Origin of the sequence: Micromonospora sp. NPDC005197 (assembly GCF_040608295.1) — a bacterium.
Taxonomy (GTDB): domain Bacteria; phylum Actinomycetota; class Actinomycetes; order Mycobacteriales; family Micromonosporaceae; genus Micromonospora.
Window position 1 is genome coordinate 31,784 of record NZ_JBEXHY010000006.1, and the last position, 25,537, is coordinate 57,320.

General features: G+C 73.0%; 25 protein-coding genes. 11 read left to right on the forward strand and 14 right to left on the reverse strand.

The window, feature by feature from the left end:
* The first annotated feature begins 86 nt into the window (after window positions 1–86).
* Window positions 87–1,292, forward strand: a complete 1,206-nt coding sequence (locus ABZU46_RS04335; RefSeq protein WP_354855118.1) for an ROK family transcriptional regulator — start codon at window positions 87–89, stop codon at window positions 1,290–1,292.
* On the opposite strand, the gene ABZU46_RS04340 is transcribed toward ABZU46_RS04335, so the two are convergent.
* Both ABZU46_RS04340 and ABZU46_RS04345 read right to left on the reverse strand, forming a co-directional pair.
* Window positions 1,289–1,429: a hypothetical protein gene (locus tag ABZU46_RS04340; protein ID WP_354855038.1), complete on the reverse strand. Its 141-nt coding sequence runs from the start codon at window positions 1,427–1,429 to the stop codon at window positions 1,289–1,291. The two genes, ABZU46_RS04335 and ABZU46_RS04340, sit on opposite strands and share 4 nt — an antisense overlap.
* Before the next feature lie 74 nt (window positions 1,430–1,503).
* Window positions 1,504–3,057, reverse strand: a complete 1,554-nt coding sequence (locus ABZU46_RS04345) for a hypothetical protein (protein WP_354855039.1) — start codon at window positions 3,055–3,057, stop codon at window positions 1,504–1,506.
* Between the two features lie 192 nt (window positions 3,058–3,249).
* On the opposite strand from ABZU46_RS04345, the gene ABZU46_RS04350 reads away from it, so the two are divergent.
* Window positions 3,250–4,362, forward strand: coding sequence for a crosslink repair DNA glycosylase YcaQ family protein (locus ABZU46_RS04350; protein WP_354855040.1), 1,113 nt, complete (start codon window positions 3,250–3,252; stop codon window positions 4,360–4,362).
* A gap of 48 nt (window positions 4,363–4,410) precedes the next feature.
* On the opposite strand, the gene ABZU46_RS04355 is transcribed toward ABZU46_RS04350, so the two are convergent.
* From ABZU46_RS04355 to ABZU46_RS04365, 3 genes are read right to left on the reverse strand one after another with little or no spacing between them, the layout of a single operon-like run.
* Window positions 4,411–5,391, reverse strand: coding sequence for a transporter (locus tag ABZU46_RS04355; protein WP_354855041.1), 981 nt, complete (start codon window positions 5,389–5,391; stop codon window positions 4,411–4,413).
* On the reverse strand, window positions 5,388–6,278 hold the full coding sequence (locus ABZU46_RS04360) for an ABC transporter ATP-binding protein (protein WP_354855042.1): 891 nt from the start codon (window positions 6,276–6,278) through the stop codon (window positions 5,388–5,390). The genes ABZU46_RS04355 and ABZU46_RS04360 overlap by 4 nt, the downstream gene beginning before the upstream one ends.
* Window positions 6,279–6,322: 44 nt before the next feature.
* The gene (locus ABZU46_RS04365) at window positions 6,323–6,730 is read right to left on the reverse strand and encodes a GntR family transcriptional regulator (protein ID WP_354855043.1); all 408 of its coding nucleotides are present in this window, start codon (window positions 6,728–6,730) and stop codon (window positions 6,323–6,325) included.
* Between the two features lie 179 nt (window positions 6,731–6,909).
* On the opposite strand from ABZU46_RS04365, the gene ABZU46_RS04370 reads away from it, so the two are divergent.
* On the forward strand, window positions 6,910–8,178 hold the full coding sequence (locus tag ABZU46_RS04370; protein WP_354855044.1) for an Nramp family divalent metal transporter: 1,269 nt from the start codon (window positions 6,910–6,912) through the stop codon (window positions 8,176–8,178).
* A gap of 830 nt (window positions 8,179–9,008) precedes the next feature.
* On the opposite strand, the gene ABZU46_RS04375 is transcribed toward ABZU46_RS04370, so the two are convergent.
* Together ABZU46_RS04375 and ABZU46_RS04380 are read right to left on the reverse strand one after the other, a co-directional pair.
* Window positions 9,009–9,212 carry a hypothetical protein gene (locus tag ABZU46_RS04375; protein WP_354855045.1) on the reverse strand — a complete coding sequence of 68 codons (204 nt, stop codon included), beginning with the start codon at window positions 9,210–9,212 and terminating at the stop codon, window positions 9,009–9,011.
* Window positions 9,213–9,425: 213 nt separating this feature from the next.
* Complete coding sequence (locus ABZU46_RS04380) at window positions 9,426–9,629, reverse strand: hypothetical protein (protein ID WP_354855046.1); 204 nt, start codon at window positions 9,627–9,629, stop codon at window positions 9,426–9,428.
* Between the two features lie 1,060 nt (window positions 9,630–10,689).
* Here ABZU46_RS04380 and ABZU46_RS04385 point away from each other — a divergent pair.
* A complete protein-coding gene (locus tag ABZU46_RS04385; protein WP_354855047.1) occupies window positions 10,690–10,992 on the forward strand; it encodes a hypothetical protein in 303 nt (100 codons plus the stop codon).
* 90 nt (window positions 10,993–11,082) lie between these two features.
* Here ABZU46_RS04385 and ABZU46_RS04390 read toward each other — a convergent pair whose 3' ends face one another.
* Entirely contained in the window at window positions 11,083–11,292 is a 210-nt protein-coding gene (locus tag ABZU46_RS04390; RefSeq protein ID WP_354855048.1) for a hypothetical protein, read from the reverse strand.
* 204 nt (window positions 11,293–11,496) lie between these two features.
* On the opposite strand from ABZU46_RS04390, the gene ABZU46_RS04395 reads away from it, so the two are divergent.
* A complete protein-coding gene (locus tag ABZU46_RS04395) occupies window positions 11,497–11,757 on the forward strand; it encodes a hypothetical protein (protein ID WP_354855049.1) in 261 nt (86 codons plus the stop codon).
* Window positions 11,754–12,047 carry a flavin reductase gene (locus tag ABZU46_RS04400; protein WP_354855050.1) on the forward strand — a complete coding sequence of 98 codons (294 nt, stop codon included), beginning with the start codon at window positions 11,754–11,756 and terminating at the stop codon, window positions 12,045–12,047. Before ABZU46_RS04395 ends, ABZU46_RS04400 begins: the two co-directional genes overlap by 4 nt.
* A 136-nt stretch (window positions 12,048–12,183) precedes the next feature.
* Here the strand turns inward: ABZU46_RS04400 and ABZU46_RS04405 are convergent, their stop codons facing one another.
* The 6 genes from ABZU46_RS04405 to ABZU46_RS04430 form a co-directional block, all read right to left on the reverse strand.
* On the reverse strand, window positions 12,184–12,456 hold the full coding sequence (locus ABZU46_RS04405; protein WP_354855051.1) for a hypothetical protein: 273 nt from the start codon (window positions 12,454–12,456) through the stop codon (window positions 12,184–12,186).
* Window positions 12,457–12,522: 66 nt separating this feature from the next.
* Window positions 12,523–15,390, reverse strand: a complete 2,868-nt coding sequence (locus tag ABZU46_RS04410) for a DUF5682 family protein (RefSeq protein WP_354855052.1) — start codon at window positions 15,388–15,390, stop codon at window positions 12,523–12,525.
* Window positions 15,387–16,499, reverse strand: coding sequence for an AAA family ATPase (locus ABZU46_RS04415; RefSeq protein WP_234582269.1), 1,113 nt, complete (start codon window positions 16,497–16,499; stop codon window positions 15,387–15,389). The genes ABZU46_RS04410 and ABZU46_RS04415 overlap by 4 nt, the downstream gene beginning before the upstream one ends.
* A gap of 14 nt (window positions 16,500–16,513) precedes the next feature.
* On the reverse strand, window positions 16,514–17,953 hold the full coding sequence (locus ABZU46_RS04420) for a VWA domain-containing protein (RefSeq protein WP_354855053.1): 1,440 nt from the start codon (window positions 17,951–17,953) through the stop codon (window positions 16,514–16,516).
* Window positions 17,950–19,341: a hypothetical protein gene (locus ABZU46_RS04425; RefSeq protein WP_354855054.1), complete on the reverse strand. Its 1,392-nt coding sequence runs from the start codon at window positions 19,339–19,341 to the stop codon at window positions 17,950–17,952. The genes ABZU46_RS04420 and ABZU46_RS04425 overlap by 4 nt, the downstream gene beginning before the upstream one ends.
* The gene (locus ABZU46_RS04430) at window positions 19,341–19,808 is read right to left on the reverse strand and encodes a hypothetical protein (protein WP_354855119.1); all 468 of its coding nucleotides are present in this window, start codon (window positions 19,806–19,808) and stop codon (window positions 19,341–19,343) included. Before ABZU46_RS04430 ends, ABZU46_RS04425 begins: the two co-directional genes overlap by 1 nt.
* Before the next feature lie 333 nt (window positions 19,809–20,141).
* Here ABZU46_RS04430 and ABZU46_RS04435 point away from each other — a divergent pair, with 333 nt between their 5' ends.
* From ABZU46_RS04435 to ABZU46_RS04455, 5 genes are all read left to right on the forward strand, one after another.
* Entirely contained in the window at window positions 20,142–21,251 is a 1,110-nt protein-coding gene (locus ABZU46_RS04435; protein ID WP_354855055.1) for a ricin-type beta-trefoil lectin domain protein, read from the forward strand.
* 174 nt (window positions 21,252–21,425) lie between these two features.
* Entirely contained in the window at window positions 21,426–22,547 is a 1,122-nt protein-coding gene (locus ABZU46_RS04440; RefSeq protein WP_354855056.1) for a hypothetical protein, read from the forward strand.
* Window positions 22,548–22,638: 91 nt separating this feature from the next.
* Window positions 22,639–23,688: a nitronate monooxygenase gene (locus ABZU46_RS04445; RefSeq protein ID WP_354855057.1), complete on the forward strand. Its 1,050-nt coding sequence runs from the start codon at window positions 22,639–22,641 to the stop codon at window positions 23,686–23,688.
* Between the two features lie 67 nt (window positions 23,689–23,755).
* Window positions 23,756–24,850, forward strand: a complete 1,095-nt coding sequence (locus ABZU46_RS04450) for an SRPBCC domain-containing protein (RefSeq protein ID WP_354855058.1) — start codon at window positions 23,756–23,758, stop codon at window positions 24,848–24,850.
* A gap of 14 nt (window positions 24,851–24,864) precedes the next feature.
* Window positions 24,865–25,497: a hypothetical protein gene (locus ABZU46_RS04455; RefSeq protein WP_354855059.1), complete on the forward strand. Its 633-nt coding sequence runs from the start codon at window positions 24,865–24,867 to the stop codon at window positions 25,495–25,497.
* Window positions 25,498–25,537: the final 40 nt, after the last annotated feature.

Below are 25,537 nucleotides of genomic sequence, written 5' to 3' on the forward strand. Positions count from 1 at the left end.
CCTGCACCGACCCGGAAGGAGGTCTGACCGTGGCGACACCAGTACGGTCCAGGCCAGCCGGCGTCGGCCGCAACACCGAATCCCCGCTGCCCTCGGTCCCCGGCGCGAGCCAGGAGGAGATCCGGCGGCAGAACCTCGGCGCCGTGCTGCGCTACGTGCACCTGCACGGGCCGACGTCGCGGGCCGAGCTGACCAGCCGCCTCGGCCTCAACCGCAGCACCATCGGCGCGCTCGCCGCCGACCTGACCGCCAGCGGCCTCGTCACCGAGGAGGCGCCGACCACCGCCCGGCGGGCCGGCCGTCCCTCCCTGGTGGTCAGCCCCCGCTCCGACCGGGTCTACGCGCACGCGCTCAGCATCGACGCCGACCGGCTGCGCGCGGCGCGGGTCGGCCTCGGCGGTCGCATCCTCGACCGGCGCGAGGTCGCCCGTCCCGGTGGCATGTCGGCGGTCGACACCGTCGGCCCGCTGGCCGATCTCGTTCGCGACATGGAACGCGGCGTCGCCTCCGACGCGCTGCTGGTCGGGGGAGCGGTCGCCGTCACCGACACCACCCGCGACCCGGACGGCAGGCTCCGGATCGTCGGCGTCGACGAGGGCCTCAGCGTGGCGCTGGAGGCCGAACTCACCGCCGGCCCGGGGTTCGTGGCCGGCGACCTCGCCGACATCGCGGGCCTGGCGGAGCACATCCGGGGCGTGGCCCCCGGCATCGACGACCTCATCTACCTGCACGGCGACCTGGGCATCAGCGCCGGCATCGTCGTCGGCGGCCGGTTGATGATCGGCCACCGGGGTCACAGCGGCAAGGTCGGCCACATGGTCGTCAACCCGAATGGCCTGCCGTGCGGCTGCGGCTCTCGTGGCTGCTGGGAGACCGAGATCGGTGAAGCCGCGCTGCTGCGCCACGCCGGCCGCGACCCGGACGACCGCGCCGCCGTGACCGAGGTGCTGCGCGCGGCGGCGGACGGCGATCCGGCCGCCCGCCGGGCCGTCGAGCAGGTCGCCGACTGGCTCGGCTTCGGCGTGGCCAACCTGGTGAACGTGGTCAATCCCGACGCCGTGGTGTTCGGTGGCTCGCTGCGCGACATCTTCATCGCCGGCGCGGACACGGTGCGGCGACGGCTGGACGCCATGCCGCTGCCGGCCTCCCGCGAGCACCTGCGGCTGCGCGCGGCGGCGCTCGGCCGCGACGCCGTCCTGATCGGCGCCGCCGAGTTGGCCTTCGACAAGCTGTTGGCCGATCCGCTCAACGTTGGCGTCGCCGGTCAGTCGGGTTCCGCCGGCCCGGTCTAGGCGATCTGCCGTACCACGCTGGTCCCGTTGCCCGGCCGGGACTCCCAGGCCCAGGACTCGTGCAGCTCCAGGCCGACCTCGCCGGCCACCACATCCGCCAGGGCGGCGAACCGCCGGCCGTCCAACGAGATCGTCACGCCCACCGAATCTAGTCGGCCCGATGTCGAGGCGTACGCGCCCCCGGTGGTCGGGCCACCGGGGGCGCGGTCGATCATCCGGCGGGACGCAGCACCCGCCCAGGGCCGGCTGCGTTGTCGGCGGCAGCCTGGGTGCGCTGAGCCCCGGTGACGCAGACGTCGTCGCCGATGAACGCTTCGCGCCAGACGTAGCCGGCGACGCAGGTGTGCGGGCCGTACGGGCCGCTGACCCACCGGCTCGCCGCGACCGCGTTGTCCGCGAGCACCTGGGAGCGGGTCGCGCCGGTGACGCAGACGTAGTCGGACTGGTCGGCGTCGCGCCAGACGTATCCGCTGACGCAGGTGTTCGGACCGGACACCAGCCGGGCCGGGTTGCGCCGGGAGGCGGCGGCCGCGTTGTCGGCGGCGGCCTGGCTGCGCTGAGCCCCGGTGACACAGACGTCGTCCCCGGCGTACGCCTCGCGCCAGACGTAGCCGGCGACGCAGGTGTGCGGGCCGTACGGGCCGTTCACCCAGCGGCTGGCCGCGGCGGCGTTGTCCGCCCACACCTGGCTGCGGGTGGCGCCGGTGACGCAGACCAGGTCGCCGGCGCGGGCCTCGCGCCAGACGTAGCCCTGGAGGCAGCGGTTGACCACGTCGGTGGTCACGGTCACCGAGGCGGCGTCGCCGGAGAGCCAGTTCACGCCGATCTGCACGCCGTTGGCGTTGAGTGACTGGGCCGGCCCGCCGCCGGGGCCGGTGCGCAGCAGGGTGGGGGTGCCGTCGCGGACCTCGTGCAGCAGCACCGTGTCGACGGGGATGCCCGCGCTCCAGCCGGTCTTGCGGCGGAACTCGACGGTGTAGTAGTGGAAGAGGTCGGCCGGGTCGAACGGGATCCGGACCAGCTGCGGGCCGCTCGCGGCGGGCACCTCCAGCGGGGCCAGGGTCAGGGTGCGGGAGCCGATCCCGTCAGCGGCCATGGTGAACACCCGGTTCTTCGGCAGCCAGCCCAACTCGTCGCGGTGCGGCCCGTTGAGCCCGACCGCGCTGGTGCCGTAGTTCGCGGTGCCGAAGGCGTGGATGTGCATGGCGCTCATCTCGTCCCACGGGTCGTCGTACTCGCCCGGTTGGGACCACGGCGCGTTCTGGTACGTGGTGTCGTTGGAGAAGGAGTGCCCCAGGTTGTAACCGTGCAGCATCTCGTGCGCGGCGAAGCCGACGTTCCAGGCGCCCGGGTCGAGGAGCACCCGGCCGCCGGCCGCGCCGGAATCCACCCAGTCGTTGAGCATGACCGCGATCCGGTTGCCGGCGGGCACCGCGTAACCGGCGGTCGCCGCCGTGTCCACGCAGCGCTGGATCCGGGTCCACCTGTCGATCGACCCGAACTGGGCAAGCGTGTACGGCATCGTGTACCAGCCCCGCACGACCGAGCCGGCCAGCGACACCCGACCACCGGACTGGTCGGCGAGGTAGTCGGCGACCCCGCCGGTGCCGGCCCCGGCGGCGGTGAGGAAGTTGGCGAAGTGCGACGGCGGTTGGGGCTCCGCCGGCTTGTCGCTGAACTTGCACAGCAGCACCGACCATGCGGTCGCGTTGCGGATCGGGCTGGCCGTCGCCGGGGCGGCCGGCACCGCGACCGCGCCCAGCACGGCCAGGCGAGCGCCACGGCCGACGCGGCGACCCGACGGAGGATTCTGGGCTTCACACGTACGCTCCCATCTCTGCGGCCCGGCCAACCCGGGCCCGGGGTCCACATCGGAGCACCGTGGGTGAGTGAATCGGCACGTTGAGTCGAGTTGGCGACGGGCCGGAATCCGACTTCGCCGAGCGGAGTGATGTCGGTGCGCGCCGCTAAGCTCGGCGGCGTGGTCGTCCACCAACTCGACAGGGCACAGGCCCGGCGGATCGCCGTCCGCGCCCAACTGCTGGCCGCCCCGCGCCCGACCGACCTGCTGGCGGTGGTCCGACAACTGACCCTGGTGCAGATCGACCCGACCGCCGCCGTCGCGCCGAGCGCGGACCTGGTCTGCTGGAGTCGGCTCGGCTCGGCGTACGAGCCGGTGCACCTGCAACAGGCCCTCGAACGGGGCCGGACGCTCTTCGAGCACCAGGCGATGGTGCGTCCCATGGACGACCTGGGGCTCTACCTCGCCGCGATGGCGGCCTGGCCCACGCACGAGCGGCCGCGCGCGTGGCTGCGGAGCAACGACTCGTTCCGTCGTGACGTGCTCGACCTGCTCGCGCGCAGCGGGCCGTTGCTCTCCCGCGACATCCCGGACACCTGCGTGGTGCCCTGGCCGTCGTCCGGGTGGACCAACAACCGCAACGTCGCCCAGATGTTGGAGTTCCTGGTGCTGCGCGGCGAGGTCGCGGTCGCCGGCCGCCGGGGCCGGCAGCGCCTGTGGGACGTGGCCGAGCGGGTCTACCCGGCCGGCACACCCGTCGTCGGCCTGGAGGAGGCACACCGGCTCCGCAACGAGCGGCGGCTGCGGGCCCTGGGCATCGCGCGGGAGAGGGCGATGGTCGTTCCGGGTGAGCCGGCGGACGTCGGCGCCGCCGGGGAGCCGGCGGTCGTCGAGGGCGTCCCGGGCGTCTGGCGGGTGGATCCGGCCGCGCTCGGGCAGCCCTTCGCCGGGCGTACGGCGGTGTTGTCGCCCTTCGACCGGCTGGTGCACGACCGGGTCCGTCTCGCCGAGCTCTTCGAGTACGAGTACGTGCTGGAGATGTACAAGCCGAAGGCCAGCCGGCGGTGGGGCTACTTCGCGTTGCCGATCCTGCACGGCGACCGGCTGGTCGGGAAGGTCGACGCCACGGCCGACCGTCGGCGCGGCACGTTCACGGTGCACGCCGTCCACGAGGACGTGCCCTTCACCGCGGAGCTGACCCGAGCCGTGCACGACGAGCTGCGCGACCTCGCGTCCTGGCTCAAACTGACCGCCGAGGGCCTGCGCTGACGGGTGATCGCCGAGGCCCCCGTGGCTCCGGCGATCACCTGCCCCCGATTACGCGATCCGGCGGACCCGACGCACGGCGAGGTAGAGCAGGAGCACGGCGAGGGCGACGAAGATGCCCGTCTCGATGCTCTGGAACAACCAGAACCGGTCCGCCGGCTGGTACAGCTCCCAGTTGTACGCGCCCGGTCCGATACCCAGCTCGGCGCCGCAGGCCTGGCCGGTCGGGCCCTTGCCACCCGGCGGGCACTGGATCCGGGTGTTCTCCGCCGCCATCGTCCCGTCCGCGTTGCGGATTCCCACGGCGAGAACCCAGTTGCCCCGGTCTCCCTCCGGAATCCCGGGCCCCTCGATCGGGAAGGTCTGGGTGCGGGCGGGCTGGTAGTGCGGTCGGGCCAGGATCTCCACCGCCGCCCGTACGCCGATGAACCCGGCCAGGGTGATGCCCATGGCGGGCAGCATCCGCTTGAAGATGGTGCCGGCGAAGATGCCGAGCGCCACGGCGAAGAGGGTGTAGCCGATCGGCACGATGCCCTGCAGGTCGAAGACGATCATGCCGAGTCGGCCCTGGTGCGCGGCGTGGGTGAGCGGTTGGACCCACCACGACATGCCCAGTCCGTAGCCGGCCGCGAGGAGCACGACGGCACCGCCGACCAGCCCGAACTTCACCAGCGCCCAGCGGGTGCGGCCGACGCCCTGGGTCCAGACGAACCGGTGCGTACCCTGCTCCACCTCGCGAGCCACCAGCGGCGCGCCCCAGAACAGGCCGACCAGCACCGGCAAGGTGATCAGCAGCACCGCCACCAGGTTCAGACTGTCGTACCGGTCGCTGAAACGGCGCAGGCCCACGTCGCAGGTCTGCGCGGCAGCCTCGCTGAGGGTGGACGGGCGCAGACACTCCGCCAGCCCGAGGTCGGCGAAGGTGTGCCGCATCGACAGGCCGATCGGCACCAGCACGGCGGCGAGCACCAGGAACCCCAGGAGGGTGTAGAACGCCAGCTTGCGGTGTTGCCGCCAGGTCAGCCAGATCATGCCGCCACCCCCCACTCGCTGTGACTGGTCTGCGTGACGCCGTCGGCCAGGTAGGCCAGGACGACGTCCTCCAGGCTGACGTCGCGCACGGTCCAGGCGGGGTCGGTGACCGGGCCGTCGGTGCGCACCAGCAGCGTGGACTGCCGGTCGGTGTGGCTGGCCCGGACCACCTGCGCGACGCCGCCGATCGGACCGCCGTCGTGCCGGGGGCCGACGAGCTGCCGGTGCGTCGCCACCAGGTCATCGACCAAACCGGTGAGCTGCACCCGGGCGGCGTTGAGCACGATCAGGTGGTCGCAGACGCGCTCCAGGTCGGCCAGCAGGTGTGAGGAGAGCAGAACTGTGGTCCCGGAGTCCGCGACGCTGCCCATCAGCGACTGGAGGAACTCCCGCCGGGCGAGCGGATCGAGGCTGGCCACCGGCTCGTCGAGCAGCAGCAGCCGGGGTTGTTTGGCCAGCGCCAGAGCGAGCGCCACCTGGGCCCGTTGCCCGCCGGAGAGTTTGCCGACCGGCTTGTCGGGCGGTATGCCGAGCTGCGCCAACCGGGTCCGGGCCAGCGCCCCGTCCCACCGCCTGTTCAGCTTGTCGCCGGCGATGACCAGCTCGGCGGCGGTGAAGTCCCGGTACAGCGGGGTGTCCTGGGCGACGAACCCGATGTCGGCCAGCCCTTCCGTGTCGCCGTACGGCGACCTGCCGAACACCCGCACCGCGCCCTCGTCGGGCTTGAGCAGCCCGACGGCCAGGTGCAGCAACGTGCTCTTGCCCGCGCCGTTGGGCCCGACCAGCGCGGCGATCCGCCCGGCCGGAAGGTGCAGCGAACAGTCCCGTAGCGCCCACGTTCTGCCGTACCGCTTGCCCAGCCGGTCGGCCTCCAAGACCATGTCCATCCTCTGTCCTCTCGTAGCGCCGCGTGCTCGCTGCGCTCGCCCGCTCACGCGGGCTTCTTCTGTGGGGTGTCGTCGGCGAGGGTGGCGCGCAGTGTGGTCTCCACCAGGGCGACGACGTCCTCGGCCGTGAGGCCGGCGGCCTGCGCCCGGTGCAGCCACGCCACGAGGTCGTCGCGCAGCTCGGCCTGGTTGGGCAGGGACGCGCCGGCGAGGGTGCGCTGGACGAACGTGCCCACCCCTGGTCGGCCCCCGACCAGACCCTCGATCTCCAACTCCCGGTACGCCTTCAGCACCGTGTTCGGGTTGATCGCCAGCGACTGGGCGACGTCCCGGACCTTCGGCAGCTGGTCGCCGGGTGCGAGCAGACCGACGCGCAGCGCCTGCTTCACCTGCTGCACGAGCTGCATGTAGGTGTTCACCTTCGACCGGCTGTCCAGCACGAACTCGATCACTCGTGATGATCCTTCCTGTTGTCCTACGACAGTAGGACTAACAGACAGCTTGGTGGGACGCCCGCCCTCTGTCAAGCGGCTCCGCCGCCCTGGCACCCCCGGGCCAGCGATTGGCACCGACGGGTCAGCCACCCGGGAAGGGAACCGGCACGCGATCCGTGCGGAGGGGGAGGTGCTCGATGGTCACCAACGAACTCACGACGACGAGGGCGACGCCGTTGCAGGTCGCTCGCGCCCGGGGCCGGGTACGCGGGCGGTTGATTCTGCTCGGCCCGGCGTTCGTCGCCGCCGTCGCGTACGTCGACCCGGGCAACTTCGCCACCAACTCGGCTGCCGGCGCCCGCTACGGCTACCTGCTCGTCTGGGTCGTGGTCGTGGCCAACCTGATGGCCATGCTGGTGCAGACCCTCACTGCCAAGCTGGGCCTGGCCACCGGCCGCAGCCTGCCCGAGCTGTGCCGCGAGCGCCTGCCCCGCCCGGTGAACCGGATGATGTGGGTGCAGGCCGAACTCGTCGCGATGGCCACCGACCTGGCCGAGGTGATCGGTGGCGCGGTCGCCCTGTACCTCCTCTTCGGCATCCCGCTGCTGCCCGGCGGGATCATCATCGGCGCCGCCGCCTTCGTCGTGCTCGCCCTGCGCTCGCGCGGGTTCCGCGCGTTCGAGATCGCCATCGCCGTGCTGCTGGGCGTCATCGTCCTGGCCTTCGCGGCCAACCTGCTAGCCGCCGGCTCCGATCCGGGCTCCGCCGTGGCCGGCCTGGTGCCCCGGCTCCAGGGCACCGACAGCGTGCTGCTGGCCGCCGGGATCCTCGGCGCCACAGTCATGCCGCACGTCATCTACGTGCACTCCGCGCTGACCCGCGACCGCATCCCCGCGACCGACGACGCCGAGCGCCGTACCCTCTTCCGTGGCCAGCGCACCGACGTGCTGCTGGCCCTGACGGCGGCCGGCGCGGTCAACCTCGCCATGCTGCTCATCGCCGCGGCCAGCTTCCGGGGCGGCGGCCCGGTGGGCGCCGACAGCCTGGAGGGGGTGCACGCTGGCCTCGGCCAGAGCATCGGTACCTTCGCCGCGTTCGGGTTCGCGGTCGCCCTGCTGGTCTCCGGGCTCGCCTCCACGAGCGTCGGCACCTACGCCGGCGAGGTGATCATGCAGGGTTTCCTGCGCCGCCGGGTCCCGCTGCTGCTGCGCCGGCTGGTCACCCTGACACCCGCGCTGGCCGTGCTCGCGATCGGCCTCGACCCCACCCGCGCCCTGGTGCTGTCGCAGGTCATCCTCAGCTTCGGCATCCCGTTCGCGCTGATCCCGGTGGTCGCCTTCACCCGCCGCCGCGACCTCATGGGCAACCTGGTCAACCACCCGCTCACCACCGCCGCCGCGGCCCTGGTGGCCGTCCTGGTCGTCGCCCTCAACGCGTTCCTGCTGTGGCAGGTCGTCGCCGGCTGAGCCGGCCGGGGACGTCGTCGCCGGCCGCGGCCCCACCAGGGCGCGACTGCTCCACCTTCAGCGGGTGGGGAGTTGTCAGCGCGACAAGGATCATGGTGGGTGTAAGGGCAGGCGACCTCCCCGTTCCTTGCGGGGAGATGGTTGCCGCGGAGGTAGGCGCCTGGCCTCCCCGCTCTCGACGGGGAGATGCGGGGAGGTCTGGCCTCCGGGTCGCTCCCTGGCCGGCCAGGGGGCATGCCGACCTCCCCGCCAGGAGCGGTGAGATGCGGGGAGGTGGGCGGCCAGGCACCGGGGGAGACCTCCCCGCCCCGTCCCCCACCCCCGGAGAGGGCGGGGCGGGGAGGTCCTCGTGCGGGAGTGGGAAGTTGGAAGGAGGAGGGCGAGCCCTCTGTTGCCTTGCTGGCTGCCGTGTTGGTCCTCGTGTCCGGGCGACCCCAGCCCCCGCTAGGGATCGCCCGAATAGCCGGTCATGCCTCGCGGCGGATCAAGTAGTTGAGGGCTCCGAAGATCAGGGGAGCCGAGGTGGCAAAGGCCGCAGCGCCCGCAGCTATGGCCTTGCCGGGGTGGGGGTCGATCGACCATGAAACCCAACAGGCGATGGTGGCGACCTGGCTGGACCCGAGAGTCACAACGGCCAAGCACAGCAGCCGAATGGGGAAATCACTTCCCATCGCGGGACACCCTCCTTAGACACAGCGATCCATTTTGGATCTGCTGCGGAGGTTCCCGCCTGCTGCGCAGGCAGTCAGCTCCGTAGCTCTATGTCAAGTTGGGGTCTCGCACCGCGCGTCTGTCAGCCTGAGGGGTATCTGCGGTAGCGGCTGCCCCGATCACGCGTCGGGTTGCATGACGAAGTTGAACGCGGTGATGAGCAGGGCGAGCGTCCCGCCGAACGCGGCACCCCCGGCGACGATGGCTCGGCCGTTGTTCGGCTCGACGGACCGGGTGACCCAACTGGTGATGACGCCGGTCAGGCTGGCCGCCAACACAGCGACGACCAGCAGCAAGACGCGGGTAGCGGTGCTGCTTCCCATTTGAGGGGTTCCTCCTGTACGCACAGTCCTCCCTTGTGGAGGAGTGCGGAGGTGTGCCCTTCGCCTTGCTTCGCAAGATGCCACCGCCGCGACGCGGAGTCAACACAGGCGCGCGGGGTGCGTTTTGTGCCCCCCATGGACGCTTGACAGATCCGGAGAAGTCCGCCTGCTCCGGACGCCCCAGATCTCGCCAGGGAGCGCCCGGATTGTCGGTCATGCCTCACGCTTCATCAAGTAGTTGATCGCCCCGAAGAATAGGGGAGCCGAGCCGGCGAAGGCGGCCGAGCCGGCAACGATGGCCCTGCCGATCCCCGGTTCGATCGACCAAGAGACGAGCCCGGCGATGACCGCGACCAGGCTCGACCCGAGGATCACGACGGTGAGGCAGAGCAGACGGATGGGGAAGTCACTTCCCATGACGGGGCATCCTCCTTCGGACACAGCGATCCATTTTGGATCTGCGTCGGAGGTTCCCGCCTGCTGCGCAGGCTGTCACCGGGGCACAGCCCGTGTCAACCACGACGGTGGACGTACCCGGTGGACTGAAACTTGTGATCGGACAGGATGGCAGCTTGAGCTGGCCATATTTAGATGCATCATTGCTCGGGGTCGATGGACTTAAGCAAAATCTAAGCAACTGCTAAGGAAAACAAGAGAGTGTTTCGTGTCCGTGCTGTTGACGCTAACACTGGCTGCGGGCGTGAATGCAGCCCCAGGTGGTTCGTCTTTTGAGACGCGAACGCCAGGAAGACCCCGCAGTCGACCGCCTGACTCTCCCTCCGGTTTAACGGGGGATCTTGGTTAAAAGCCGCATCGGCCGGGGGTGTTCGCTTGTTGCATGACGTGCGAATGCGCCTGCCTGGCTTGCGGTGGGCCGATGAACCCGACCGAGGCGCACCGAGGGGGTCGGGCCTGCTCGCCGGCCCGCGCCGAGTTGGTGCGCTGGCTGCCTTGCGAGTCCTGCGGGTGGCCGACTCGGGTGGTCAGCAACTCGGCTCGGCGGGGGCATCTGCCTGGCCGCTGCGTCCCCGAGGTGTTCGGGCCTGCGTCGGGCCTGGCCGCCTGGCGCGAGATCCGCACCCAGCAGGAACGGGCCCGGGAGCGGTGCTCGGAGGCCCGTCGTCGGGCTCGGGAGCAGAGGACGGCACGTCGTAGGGCTCTGGTCGATCAGGCGCAACCCAAACGGGACCCTTACGCCGAGAACCACCGGGACTACACCCGCCGGGTCCGTGGTCAGAGGGCGGCCAAGATGCGAGCCGAGGGCCGACCGTGGTTGGAGATCGCAGCCGAACTCAAACTGCGGTCCGAGGGTGCCGCGTACAACGCCGCGATGCGCTTCGGTGCCCCGGAGGACATCGCCCGGTGGCCTGGCCGCCCTCAAAACTGAGGGCTCCCGAAGCCTCCGGATATTGCCTCCTGGCACCACCAAACCGACGTGTTCTCCTGGTCGAGCAGCCAAGATCAACAGGAGGGGACGATGGCCCAGAGGGGACCGTGGTACCCGAGAAAGACCGGCACAGTCGGGTGGAAGGACGAGCAGGGCGAGGCGCACGCCTTCCTTGCCAAGGGTGAGCCGTGGTGGGACGCACGACTGCCGAACGCGCGGCCGGAACTGTTCACGACCGACAAGGCCGAGGCGATGAGGCCCGACCCGATGAGCCGCCCGTGTCGACAGTGCGGGGCGATCTTCGAGGTGCCAACCGGCCCGGGTGAGACGCAGGACCACGCCGCAGCCCTGCACAACATGGTGGAGGCCCGCGCCTGCCAGCCCGCAGACTGACTTACGAGAAGCCAGACGATCCCCGCCCCGGTGTCAGTGCCGGGCGGGGCTCTCTCGTGCCACGGCGGCCAGCCGGACGGGCGGACGGGCCTACTCGTCCTCGTCCGCCGGGCGGGGCTTGCGATGGTCGCGAATGTACTTCTCGACGTCCGAGCGCAGCCACACCGAACCGCCGATCAGCGTCTGAAATGGTGCGGGGAACCGGGGCAACAGGACTATCTGCCGGAACCGTGAACGACTCACGCCCAGCATCGCTTGAATCTCCGCCGCTCCGACGAGCGGCCCGGGAACCTCGCCCATGACCACGAAGGTAGGCACTGTGCGGCCTACCCTCTGGGGCCTGCCCTATACGGCCTGCCCTACAGAATAGGCGCCCTGTAGGGCCTGCCATGATTGACAGGGTGGTAAGCGGGGGTGTCCGATGGATCACGAGGCCCCCGCCCTGGTGGCGAGTTTCGCGGCAGGGCGGGGTGCCAACCCGAGCCCACACCCCGGGAGGCTGGAGTGAAGCAGGGACAGGAACTGGAACGGCTACGCGAGCGGGTGCGCCAGCTTGAGGCATCACTCCTGGTCGCCCGACGAGAGCTGTTCGACGCCCGAGGCAGGCTGGCGGCCATCGCCCGAATGACCGAGGACCTCGAACGGGTCCAACGGGCACCCGGGGTCATCGTCGGGACGGTCAACTCGATCATTCACAGCCAGTCGTCGACCCTGCGCCGGCCTGGTCGCTGGTCGCCGGTCCGCTACCGGGGGTTTCAGCAGTGAGCGGCCAACGGCACGCGCCGATCCGCCCCCTGTGGGGGTGCGCGGCGTGCGCCCAGACCTGGCCATGCGAGCAGGCCCGCGCCGAGCTGGCCGCCGAGTACGCCGATGAGCCGAAACTGCTCGCGTTCGACATGGCCTCCTGCATGGTCGAGGCCAGCGCCGACCTCGTTCGACTCCTGCCGGACCCGCCCGACCCAGCGGAGCTGTACGCCCGGTTCATGGGGTTCGCGCGCCACCTCGCGATGAACCGCCCCCGCAACCTGGGTCACTTCAATTGGTTCAACAACTAACGTTGGGCCCTCGGCTGCGGTCGGGGGCCCCGCTGCGTCCTGCGGGTAGTCCCCAACGGCGAAAGCGGCGCGACCAACGGGGTCGGGTGCGGCCGGTCGCGGGCGGAGTTCTCCAGGCGGGGCGTCACCGGCGCGATCAGGTGCGTCGGCCCTCGTCGCGGGCGGGGATCTCCTGCCGCTGCTCCAAGGCGTCCGCCGGGTTGGCGTCGTCCGGCAGGGACGTGACCTCCTCCAGGGTGCCCGGCGGCAGGGCGCCCTGCTCGGCCAGGTCGGCCTCGGACGCCTCCGGGTCGACGTCGCCGGACATCCGATCCGGCGGCCCGACGTCGAACGCGTCCTGCCGCTGCTCGGCGGCGTCCGCCTCCGGGGGAGGAATCGGTTCGCCCTGATCATCCCGGAACGTGCTCATCGAAAGCCTCCTGCCCGACGGGTGTCGACGTGCCGCCGGGCCGCTGCCTACCCGCCGTGGTCGCGCTCACGCCTGGGCCAGCACTCGCGCGGCCACGGCCTCGATCGTGTCGGGATGCTTCGCCACCAGCGCGGCCACGCCGCCCGGGTCGGCGGGAGCGTCGGTGACCGGCAGCCACCCGCCGTCGTGTCCGAGCAGAGAGGCGATCGCGTCGACCGCCTCCGGATGCGCGGCGACCAGGACGCCCACCCGACCCCGTGGCGCGACGACGGCGCGCATGTCGCCCACCTCCTGCGCACCCACTCCCGGCGGCGGCGGGGACGCGACCCACGGCGGCACCCAGGAATCCAGCTCCGGCAGCGCCTCCGGGAAGGTGCGCCCCGCCTCGCGGATCAGCAGCGGGACCAGCTCCGGCCCCTGGTCCCGCAGGGTCGTGATCAGGGACGGCAGCCACGGCAGCAGCACCGGGTCGGGTAGCCGGGCGAAGGCGGTGGACATCGTCTCGACGACGAACGGCGCCAGCGCGGGCACCGGCTCCAGCGCGTGCACGAACCCGGCCAGATACTGCGGGAAGGCCGGCACCACCAGCGGGTTGGCCAGCAGCTCGGCACACCGGGCCCGCAGTTCGGCCAGCGGCAGCAGGCCGAGCTGGTGTCGGGCCGCCCAGAGCAGGGCGACCTTCGCCGGCGCCGTCGGGTGCGACTGCCCGACGGCCAGCTCCAACTGAGACCGGTCGCAGCCCAGCGACAGCGCCAGGCCCTCCATGGGGAACAGGAAGCCGAGCATCGCGCCGACCTGCCGGACCCCGGTCTCCTCGGCGGCGATGGCGGTCGGCAGCAGGGTGCAGTAGTGCGCGTACCCGGTGGTCACGAACGCCGCGCACCAGGGCGGAAGGGTCGGCGCGGTGGCCCGGTAGTGGGCCAGCAGGCGCCGGATGCGGCGCAGCACGTCCGGGGCGTCGTCGACGGTGCGCTCGGCGGCGAGCAGGTCCACCGCACGCGCCCCCAACTCGTCGACCAGACGAGGGCTGTCGAGCAGCCGGATGGCGTCCTCGACGGCGGCCAGCGCACCCGCGGCGGTGGCGTCGGGGCCGCGTACCGCCCGCCGCAGTCGCTGCTCCAGGACCTGCTCGACGGTCACGCCCTCGTAGCCCAGCTCGATCAGCGCCCGCTGGTGGCGGCCGAGCGCCAGGTCCCAGCTCTCCTGGACCGAACGGTGCCCGAGCCGACGCTCGCCCATGATCGGGCGGACCGCGGCCGGTGGCAGCAGGTGCCGCAGGATCCACAGCAGGTCCGAGCAGCGGCCCAGCTCCGGCTGGGCGGCCAGATCGAGCAGCGCCCGCTGCACTGTCCGCTTCTCCGGGGCCAGGCCGAGGGGCTGGAGCCGATCGAGCACGTCGCGGGCCAGCGGCGGGAGGGCGTCGTAGCCGACCTGACCGATCCGGTCGCCGCCCAGCAGGATCTCGCAGAGCCGCCGGACGTCGCGCCGGCCGGGCACCACGTCCTTCTCGATGCAGGTGACCGCCGCGTCGGCGAAGTCGTACGGGGTGGGCCGGGCCCGGTTGCGCAGGCCGGCCAGCAGTACCGAGGTCTCGAAGACGGCGATCGCGTCGGCGGTGCTGGCCAGGTACCCGTTGCGCCGGGCCAGCCGGACGATGTCCACGCACCAGCCGCGCAGCTCCGCCTCGTCCAGGCCGTCCAGGTCAGGCGCCGCGGCGAGGAAACCGGTGAGCCGGTCGCTGACCGGCCCGGCGGGGGAGGGCGCCGTCGGGGTCCGGCCCCGCCGCCCCCGGCTGGTTCCGGTGCGCTGGCCGTCCAGCCGGTACGGGGACAGCCCGTGCCGGCCCACCGCCTTCGTCCAGGTCGCCGCCGCGATCGACACCGAGCCCGGCGCCAGCCCGAACTGGGCCTCGATCGCCGAATGGCTGGACGGGATCAGGCCGTACCGCCAGCGGGTGTCGGTGCGCGGGGTGATCTCGAAGTCGTCCGCGGTGGAGCCCAGCCCGAACTGCTCGACCCGGCTGGCGGCGTGGAACGCGCCGCAGACGTAGAGGCAGTCGGCCGGATCGACGCCGGAGGTGGCGAGGTGCTGACGCATCCGCGTCCACATGTACCGCTCGCGATCCTCGTCGCGGTCCAGCCGATCCTCCCCGGCCGGGCGCAGCCGCCGGAACAGGCTGCCGATCAGCACCATCACCTGCCGGTAGGTGTCGTGGTCGGCGTCGGCCAGCGGGCGTTCCACGTACTGGTCCCACCACTCCGACCAGTGCCGCACCTTGCCGTGGTGCAGCAGGTACGCCTCCAGCTCCGCGAACCGGGGCCGCAGGTCGCCGATCTCCACCCCGACGGCGTCGCCGTGCAGCCCGGACTCCTCTCCGGTGGCGGCCGGCCCGGCCGCGCCGCCCCCGTCGGTCGCCCCGGCCGCGCCGCTCCCGCCGGTCGGCTGATCGCGCGGCGACCACTGAAAGACGTGGTCGGTGGAGCGGTCCACCAGCACCAGCTCCACGCCGGGGGTCTCCAGCACGTACGCGATGGCCTGGTACTCCGCCGACGCCTCGGTGACCGGCGCGACGACGCTGAGCGGCCCCCAGTCGGCGGGAAAGCCGGACAGCTCCGACGCGAACGCCTGCACCGCGACGGGCAGACGGCAGTTGCGCAGCTCCCCGAGCAGCGGTTGGAGATCTTCGCACAGCTCCAGGTAGATGACCCGGGGCTGCTTGGCCCGCAGCCGGCGCACCATGGCCAGCGCGGAGGCCGGTGAGTGGTGGCAGACCGGGAAGATCTCCAGTCGCTCGCCGAGCGCCCGGTCGACGTCGTCGACCATGCCGGCGAGGATCGCGCCGAGCGCGTCGGCGGAGCCCGCGAACGCGGCCGCCGCGTCGCTGAGCTGCTCGCGGAGCGCGCCGAACGGGCCGGCGACGGTGGACGCGGTCACGACAGGGACGCGATCGCCTGACGACCGCCGTCGAGGAAGCCCGCCCACCCGTCGTCGTCCTTGCGGGCCCGGGGCTCCACCACCCCGTGCAGGTACTTGTTGAGGATCGCCAGGTCCTCCGGGCTGCGCCGGGCCAGCGACCCGACCAGCGAGCCGGCGAGCGTCGCCGCGCGCAGCGTACGGTCGCCGAAGAACTGGCTGTGCAGGATGGCGTCCTCCAGCACACCGATCTGCTCGGCGGTGGACAGCGCCGATTCCAACTTCTCGTCGTCGCTGGTCGCGGCGGCGGCGCCGGCGCGCAGGTCGGCGAAGCTCTGCAACAGGATGTCCAGGAGGGTCGGCGGGACGTCCAACTCGATGCGGTGCCGGCGCAGCAGCTCCTCGGTGCGGAACCGGACGATCTCCGCCTCGCTGCGCTTGTTGGTCACCACCGGAATCCGCACGAAGTTGAACCGCCGCTTGAGCGCCGAGGAGAGGTCGTTGACGCCCCGGTCCCGGCTGTTGGCGGTCGCGATGATCGAGAAACCGGGTTGGGCGAAGACGATGTTGTCCTGGTCCAGCTCGGGGATGGCGACGTACTTCTCGGACAGGATCGAGATCAGGGCGTCCTGCACGTCGCTGGTGGAGCGGGTCAGCTCCTCGAAACGCCCGACCACGCCACGCTCCATCGCCGTCATGATCGGTGAGGGGATCATCGACTCGCGGGACTGGCCCTTGGCGATCACCATGGAGACGTTCCACGAGTACTTGATGTGGTCCTCCGTCGTGCCCGCGGTGCCCTGCACGACCAGGGTCGAGTTGCGGCAGATCGCGGCGGCCAGCAGCTCGGCCAGCCAGCTCTTGCCGGTGCCGGGATCGCCGATCAGCAGCAGACCCCGGTCCGAGGCGAGGGTGACGATGGCCCGTTCGACGAAACTGCGGTCGCCGAACCACTTCTGCGGGATCTCCCGGGACAGGCCGTCGGCCCGCTCCGAGCCGAGGACGAACAGCCGGACCATGCGCGGGCTCAGGCGCCACGAGAACGGCTTCGGGCCGGTGTCGACCGACTCCAGGAAATCCAGCTCGTCGGCGTACGTGACCTCGGCGGGGGCGCGCAGCATCTCGGACATGAGGGGTTGCTCTCCTAGGTGAGGAAGTTCTTCAGCTCGACGACGAGCTTGCGGATGTGACCGGAGATGACCGGGGTGCCCTGGTCCTTGAAGCGCTGCCGGAACCAGGGGTTGACGCTCTGCTGCCCGGAGCTGCTGACCGAGCCGACCGGAATGACCTTGACGCCGGAACGGTGTACGGCCTGGAGCCCGTCGAAGACCGCCTGGTGGTTGGCCTCGTAGAAGTCGGAGATCCACACCAGCACCGTGTTCTTCGGCTCGGCGATCTTGGGCCGGGCCAGCGTCAGCGCCGCCGTGCCGTCGGTGCCGCCGCCCAACTGGGTACGCAGCAGCACCTCGAACGGGTCGTGTACCCACGGGGTGAGGTCCAGTGCCCGGGTGTCGTACGCGACGAGGTGCACGTCGACCCTCGGCAGCCCGGCGAAGATCGAGGCGAGGATCGTGCAGTTGACCATCGCGTCGACCATCGAGCCGGACTGGTCGACGACGACGATGAGCCGGGACGGCGTGGTACGCCGCGCGGTGTGCCGGTAGTAGAGCCGGTCGACGTAGAGCCGCTCGTCGTCCGGGCTCCAGTTGGTCAGGTTCTGCCAGATCGTGCGGTCGAGGTCCAGGTTGCGGAACACCCGCTTGGGCGGCACCGACCGGTCCAGTGCGCCGACACTGGTCTGTTGCACCTGCGTCCGGAGCACCTCGGCGACCTCGTCGACGAAGCGCCGGATCAGGGCCTTCGCGTTGGCCAGCGCCACCCCGGACAGGTTGGCCTTGTCGCGCAGCAACTGCTCGATCAGCGACATGCTCGGGGTCAGCTGGCTGGCCAACGCGGGGTCGGCGAGCACCTCCCGCAGGTGCATCCGCCGGACCAGGTCACCCTCCAGGCCGGCGAGGGTGCCGCCCAGCCCGCCGCCCTGACGGCGCAGCTCGCCGGGCTCGCAGCCGAGGGCCTGCTCGAACCAGCCGGCGTCGGACTGCCAGCGGGCCAGTTGGGTGGCGCTGACCGGACCGGAGCCGGTGGCGAACACGTTCAGCAGCACCTTCGACACCAGCGCCGCCCGGCGCACCTCGGCCGCACCCGGCCGGTAGGTGGAGCCGTCGCCCTCCGACCCGACCGGCCCGGTGCCCTCCGGCGCTGCGGCGTCCGGGTCGGCGGCGTGCGGCTCGGCGGTGTCTGGCTCGGCGGCGTGCGGCCGGTCGTCGTGCGGCTGGGCTTCGGCGGAGGTGAGCAGGCCGCGCAGCTCTGCCGCGAGTGCCGGGAAGCGCTGCACGATGGTGTCCACCGAGACCGACGGGTCCAGCAGGGCGGCGGGCAGCCCGAGGTCGTCGACCACGGCCACGCTCGCCGACTCCAGGCCGGGCTGCTCGTCGCGGTCGAAGAGGCGGGACAGCAGCCGCCAGTAGAGGACCTGACGGCGGTTGGCGTCGGCGAACCCGCCGGTGGGGATCGGCGCGGTCATCGGCGCAGCAACCGTCCCGCGCGCTCGCGCAGCACGGCCACGGCGTCGCCCGCCCGGGCCTCCTCCTTGGCGACCTTCGGATCGGTGACGCCGCACGCCCAGTCGCCGTTGTGTGCCTGCACCGTCCGCCGCTTCACAGTCGCCCGGACCGCCAACGGCTGGAGCAGCCAGCGGCCGTCGTCCCAGCGTAGGAGGCCCAGGCAGGCCGACGCGGCGGCGACCAGGTCGCCGGTCAGCGGGCCGGCGGCCGGCAGCCGGTCGACGGCCAGCACGACCCGTTCGCCGTCCACCTCGATGCCGAGCGTGCCGTCCTCGTCGCGGATCGCGGCGCCCTCGACGAGCACCGGCTCGGCGATGCCCGTCGGGTGCCGGTCGAGGGGGTCGGTCGCGGCCGTGCTCGCGGCCGGCAACAGCACCCGGGCGGTGGCGAACGGGTCGGCGGGCTCGTCGAGCTGGACCCGGTCATCGACCCAGCCCAGGTCGCCACCGCGCAGCGGCAGATCGGTCACGACCAGCGCCCGCCGCTCGGCCAGCGCGGTGAGCAGCAGCGGGTGTGCCGACAGCAGCCGCCAGATCGCCGGCCCGACGATCGTGTCGACCTTCGCGGCGGCGACCGCCGTGCGGACCAGCAGCGCCGGCCCGCCGTCCGCCGGCTCCAGGACGGCGTGCAGCTGGACCTGCACGGCGGTGTCGTGACTGTGCACGTCCACACCGAGCGGCAACAGCCGCCCGGAGACCGTCTGCGCCTCGCCGGTCGGCGGTGCGCCCTCGGTGAGCAGGACGCCACGGGCCCACAGGTCGGCCCAGCGGCGGGCCGGCACCTGCGCCATGGTGGCGACCGGAACGCAGGCCCGCAGCTCCGCGGCGAGCCCGTCGAGCAGCACCGCGATCCGGCGCAGCTCCGGCACGGCCAGGCTGGCCTCGACCACCCCGGCGGCGGCGGAGAGCAGCTCGTGGTCGACGCCACGCCAGCCGGTGACCGCCACCTCGTGCCACCAGGCCCGCGCTCCGGCGAGCGCGGGCGGCGTCTCGGAGGGCCCGGTGGTCGGCGTCGTCCACGGCGACCGGGTGCGGCCCAACGCCTCGTCGAGCTGCCCGAGCAGGGCGTCGTGTGCCGCGCCGAGCAGCGCCGAGCGCGCCCCGGCGAGCGCGGCGAGGTGCTCCGGGGTAACCGATCCGGCGGTGACCGCGTCGACCGCGGCGGTCACCGGGCCACCCAGTGGGGTGCCGGCCAGCGCGTCGGCGAGCGCGGCGAGCGCCGCGGCGCTCCGTTCGCCGATCCGACCGAAGCCGTCGGCGAGGGCGTCGTCGAAGCCGGCGACCACGTCGAGCGCGTCGCTCAACCCGGCCGGGACCGCATGCAGGCGCGCGACCTGGGCGCCGCGCATCAGCGGCCGGACCCGGTGGCCGGGAACCAGTGCAGCTCGGGCAGCGCGACAGTGCTGACGGGCAGCTCCAGGTAGGAGAGGTGGCGCAGGAAGCGACTGAACACCACCGCCGCCGAGGCGGGCTCGGGCTGGCCGTCGAGCCGGGACAGCAGCTCGCTGCCGTCGGCCAGCCCGTCGCCGACGTCGACCCGCAGGTAGCGGGCCACCCGGTCGACGCCGTACTGGAGGACGGCCTCGTCGGCGAGCGCGTGCAGGTGCTTGCACGGGATGCCGCGCAGGCCGCCGCAGGGCCGGTTGTTGTTGGTGCTGCACTGGTAGGCGTGGGTGCCGGCGGCGACCGACGAGACGTAGACCCGCTCGACGTCCGACCCGCTGGAGACCACGCCCTGCAACCGGCCGTCAGCCAGCTCGACGAAGGGCACCTTGGCCAGCTTGCGGGGGCGGGCGGGCGGCACCACCGCCACCACGCTGCGCCGCCGCCAGTCGGCTCCGTCGGCGTTCGTCACGTCACGGCCTCCCACTTCGAGAAGAATCCAGGGTGGTGCGCACGCCGGCCGGTGCCGGTGCCGCTACGACGACACGATCATGGACTACGGGTACGACAGATCCGGTGGCGGCGCCGGTCCCCGCGAACCGTTCGGCGCAGCCAGCGCGGCGTTCGGCTCGCGGCCGTGCCGGGCCGGGTCCGGCCCACCCGGCTGATAGCCGAGCATCGATGGATCCGTTCGGATGTGGTAGCCGTTTTCGGCGGGCGGCGTGCCACGACGGTCCCGAACGACCCGCGAGGAGAGGGATCAACCATGCGATGGAACGCACGACGGGCCGCCGCCGGGGCCTTCGGGCTCGCCCTGGGTGCCGTACTGGCGTTGGCCCAGGTCGCACCCGCCCAGGCCGAGTCGAACGGCGGGGTGCGCGTGATGCCGCTCGGCGACTCGATCACCGACGGGTTCAACGTGCCCGGTGGGTACCGGATCAACCTGTGGCAGCGGCTGGCCGGCGGCGGTTACACCGTCGACTTCGTCGGCTCGCAGTTCAACGGGCCGGCCAGCCTCGGTGACCACGACCACGAGGGCCACTCGGGCTGGCGCATCGACCAGCTCGACGCCAACATCGTCGGCTGGCTGCAGGCCACCGCCCCGCAGACGGTCCTGCTGCACATCGGCACCAACGACGTGAACCAGAACTACGACCTGGCCAACGCGCCAGCCCGGCTCTCCGCGCTGATCGACAAGATCAGGGCGACGGCGCCGGAGGTGGAGCTCTTCGTCGCCACCATCATCCCGGAGTCCGACCCGAATCTTCAGGCCCGGGTGCAGACGTACAACGCGGCGATCCCCGGGATCGTGGCGCAGAAGGGCAGCCGGGTGCACCTGGTCGACATGCACGCGGCCCTGAGCACCGCCGATCTCGCCGACGGGGTCCACCCCAACGCCGGCGGGTACGACAAGATGGCCGCCCGCTGGTACGACGCGCTGCGATCGGTGCCGGGCAGCCTCGTCCCGCCGAGCGGGCCGCCGGTCGGCACCCCGGTCGGCCTGCTCAACCCGAACTCCGGGCGCTGCCTGGACGTCTCCGGCGCCAGCACCACCGCCGGCGTCCCGGTCATCATCTGGGACTGCCACGGCGCCGCCAACCAGCGCTGGACCCGCACCGCCGCCGGGGAGCTGCGGGTCTACGGTGACCGCTGCCTGGACGTGCAGGGCGGCGCGAGCGCCGACGGCACCAGGGTGCAGATCTGGACCTGCAACGGCGGTGCCGCCCAGCGGTTCACCTTCCGCTCCGACGGGGCGATCCTGCTGACCAGCGTCGGCAAGTGCGTCGATGTGGCATCGGCCGGCACCGCCAACGGGACCGCCGTCCAGCTCTGGACCTGCAACGGCAGCGGCGCGCAGCGCTGGTCCACGAGGTAGCGGGTCCGACGCCGGTCCACCTCGTGCCCCGGTGGACCGGCGTCCGCCCCCTGCGAGCCCCCCGGTTGGCGGGCGCGGATGTCGTCGGGTCCGCGCGGATGGTCGCCGCCGCTGGTCACGATCGGCCAGGATGGGCGGGACGGCCGGACAACGGCCGCGGCGAGGAGGCGGGCGATGCGGGTACGCGGCTGGGTGACCCGGGGGCGGCACGTCCGCGCGGCGGCGACGCTGGCGGCTCTCGTCACCGGCGCGGTGCCGCTGGCCGCGGTGCAGTCGCCGGGCCCGGCGGCCGCCGGCGCGGCGTCGGCGGGGGCGCCCGTGTGCCAGGTCCGCGACCACCGGCTCAGCGAGATCTCCGGGATGGTCGCCACCGACGACGGGTACGTGGTGGTCAACGACGGCGCCGACGACGAGGCCCGCCTCCGGATCTTCTTCCTGGACCGGCGCTGCGCGGTGGCGCGGACGGTCAGCTACCCCTCCCGTCCCCGGGACACCGAGGACCTGGCCCTCGGCCGGGACGGCACCATCTGGGTCGCCGACACCGGTGACAACGACCGCAACCGCGAGACGATCGCGCTGTGGCGGCTCGCGCCGGGGGCGGACCGGCCGGTGCTGTACCGGATGAGGTACCCGGACAATCCGCACGACGCCGAGGCGCTGCTGCTCGACGCGGCCGGCCAGCCGCTGATCATCACGAAGGGCGGCAGCGGCACCGTCGTGGTGTACTCGCCGGCCACCGCGCTGAAGCCGGGGGTCACCACACCGCTGGCCTCGGTCGGCCGGGTGGTCCTCCCGTCCAGCACCACCAGCAACCCGTTCTCGTTCCTCGGGCGGGGCGTCGTCACCGGGGCGGCGAACGCGCCGGACGGCCGCCGGGTGGTGCTGCGGAGCTACGCCGACGCGTTCGAGTACGACGTGGTCGGCGGTGACGTGGTCGGCGCGCTGACCGGTGGCACCCCACGGGTCACGCCGCTGCCCGACGAGCCGCAGGGCGAGTCGATCACCTACAGCCGCGACGGCCGGTCCCTGCTCACCGTCTCCGAGTCCGCCGACCAACCGGCCGGCAGCCGCCCGACGATCCTGCGGTATCCGGCCGCGACCGCGACGGCCGCCGCGCCGCACCCGGCGGAGTCCACCACGGCGGCCCCGCCGTCGCCCCCGCCGGCCCGCCCGGCGGCACAGGCGGCCGGCATCGGGGGCGGTCGGACCTGGCCGCTGGCCGCCGGCGCCGGGACGCTGCTGGCACTCGTCGCCGTGGCCGGGGTGCTGTGGCGGCGGCACACCGACCGACGCTGACCGACGACGGCCGGCCGGGCGCGCGGCACGGTGTGCGGGCCGGCACCGCGTCGCGAACCGGGGGACCGGCGCGCTGCGGCAGGATGGGTGGATGTCCGTGCTGTCCGAGCTGCGCCACCCGATCGTCGCCGCGCCGATGGCCGGTGGCCCGTCCACCCCGGCCCTCGTGTCGGCCGTCTCCGCCGTCGGCGGGCTGGGCTTCCTGGCCGCCGGCATGATCGACACCGCGCGGCTGGTCGCCGACATCGCCGAGGTGCGCGCGCGTACCGACCGGCCGTTCGGGGTCAACGTCTTCCTGTCCGGCGACGACACGGTCGACGAGGCCGCCATCCGGGCGTACGCGCAGCGGCTCGCCCCGCACGCCGACCGCCTCGGAGTGCGGTTGGGTGAGCCGGTGGGCGGCGACGACGCGTACCCGGAGAAGCTGGCCGCGCTTCTCGCGGACCCGGTCCCGGTGGTGTCCTTCGCGTTCGGGCTGCCCGACCGCGCCGTGGTGGCCGCCCTGCGGGAGCGCGGCACCGAGGTGTGGGCCACCGTCACCCGCCCGGCCGCCGCCACGGCCGCCGCCGAGCTGGGCGTGGACGCCGTCGTGGTGCAGGGCACCGAGGCCGGTGGGCACCGGGGCGGGATCCCGGACGACGACGACTACGCGCTGTTGCCGCTGCTCCGGCTGGCCGCCGCCGAATGCGACCGGCCGTTGGTGGCCGCCGGTGGCATCGCCGACGGCCCCGCCCTGGCGGCGGCGCTGGCCGCCGGGGCGCAGGCCGCCCAGCTCGGCACCATGTTCCTGCGCTGCCCGGAGGCGGGCAGCTCACCCCTGCACCGCGCAGCGGTGGCCAGCGCCGCGCCGACGGCGTTGACCCGGGCCTACACCGGCAAGCGGGCCCGCGGCGTGGTCAACGACTTCCTGCGTACGCACGACGCGGTCGCGCCGGCCGGCTACCCGCAGGTGCTGCACCTGACCCGTCCGCTGCTCACCGCCGCCCGGCGCGACGGCGACGCCTCGGTGGTGAATCTGTGGGCCGGGCAGGCGCACCCCCTCGCCCGGGACGTACCGGCGGCCGAACTGGTCGTCGAGGTCAGCGCCGCCGCCCGGGCCGCGCTGACGGCGGCGGCACAGCGGGCGACCCGCTGGGGCTGACCAGGCGACCTGTCGTCGGTCCGGGCGGGCGGAACGGCCCGGACGCCCAACCCGTTAGAGTCTCGCCGTGATCGAGATCGGCGCGCACGTCGACCTGTCCCACTCACCCGACCGGGTCTGGCTCGCACTGACCGATCGGGAGCTGTTGGGCCGCTGGTTCGCCGAGGCGGACACGGTGGAGGGGGTGCCGGACCGGCTGGTGCTGCACACGGCCGGCCTGCCCGGCTTCGACGCCGACGTCGAGGTCGAGGTGACCGAGCGGCGGGTGCCGGAGCTGCTGGTGTTGCGCTGCGACGAGGCAGGTCGGCTCACCGAGCTGACCTGCGCCGTCACCGCCACCAAGCAGGGCAGCCGGTTGACCGTGCGGGAGGTCCCGACGCACGGCTCCTGGTCGGAGGAGCACCACGAGCCACGCGAACAGCAGCTCCGGCAGGCGTTGACCGTGCGCCTGCCGGCCATCCTCGACTGGCTCGCGTTCCAGCAGGTCGATCTGCGGCGTGGCGTGGCGGGGATGACGACCGAGCTGCCGGTGATCGGCGCGTCCGGCCCCGCGCCGGCCCGGGGTCGGCGCCGTGCGGCGGTCGCCGGGCTGACCGGGGTCGTGCTGGTGGCGGGGCTGGTGGCGTGGCTGACGCTGCCGGGCGAGCCGGAGCATTCCGCCGCGCCGACGCCGACCGCGACGTCGACGACGACGCCGCCGAGCATGGCGGCGGCGGCGCCGACCGCGCAGCCGAAGGCGACACCGTCGGCGCGAGCGTCGCGCAGCGTCACGCCGACCACCGCCCGTCCGAGCCGCACCCCGTCGGCGACACCGTCGCGTACGCCGACGGCGGCGGTGCCGCCACCCCCACCGCCGCTGGTGGCGCGCTACGACACCGACTCGAGCCGGCTGTTCGGCTACACGGGGGAGGTGGTGGTCGACAACCCGGGCCCCGCGCCCGCGGAGCAGTGGGTCGTGGTGGTGACCCTCGCCGACGGCAGCAGCGTCGACGATGTCGAGGGAGCGGACTGGCGTCAGGACGGGCAGGCCATCACCTTCAGCGGCTTGGCCGTGCCCGCCGGCGGGTCGCGGACGATCCGGTTCGACGTCCGCGACAGTCGGCCTAAGGCAAGGGAGCCGGAGGGCTGCACAGTGGGCGGCAACCCGTGCGCGGGGCTCTGACTAGGCTCCTCGGCATGGCACTGCTGCACCGGGCGACGCTGCGCCCCACCAAGCTCGAACTGCTGACGACCTGGCTGCCCGGCCGACCCTGGTGGCAGGGACCGGCCGGCGTCGACGTGGTGAGTCGGGGGGCGTACCGCTTCGACGACCCGGCCGGCGAGGTCGGCATCGAGACCATGCTGGTCGCCGCCGCCGACGGGCCGGTCCACCAGGTCCCGCTCACCTACCGCGCCGCGCCTCTCGACGACGCCGACGAGTGGCTGGTCGGCACGACCGACCACTCGGCGCTCGGCCGCCGGTGGGTGTACGACGGCTGCGCCGACCCGGTCTACGCGGCGGCGCTGACCCACGCCATCCTGGCCGGCGCCGGTCAGGCGGAGCAGTACTTCGAGGTCGACGGCCGGCGCGAGGTGCGACCGCCGACGATGGCGATCGACGTCAGCGGCGACGGCGGGGCCGTGCCGGCGATCGGCGCCGTCCGGCAGGTCGTCGACGAGGACGACACGGTCATCGTCACCGACGCGGTGGAGCTGGTCGTGGTCCGCCGGCCGGCCGCCGGGGCGGTCGGGGCCCGGGGCGCCACCCTGAGCGGCGCCTGGGACGGGCAGCCGACGACGGTGCCGCTGGCGTACGCCCGGAGGCGGTGACGGCGGTGGGCGGCCCGATCGGTCGGGCCGCCCACCGCGT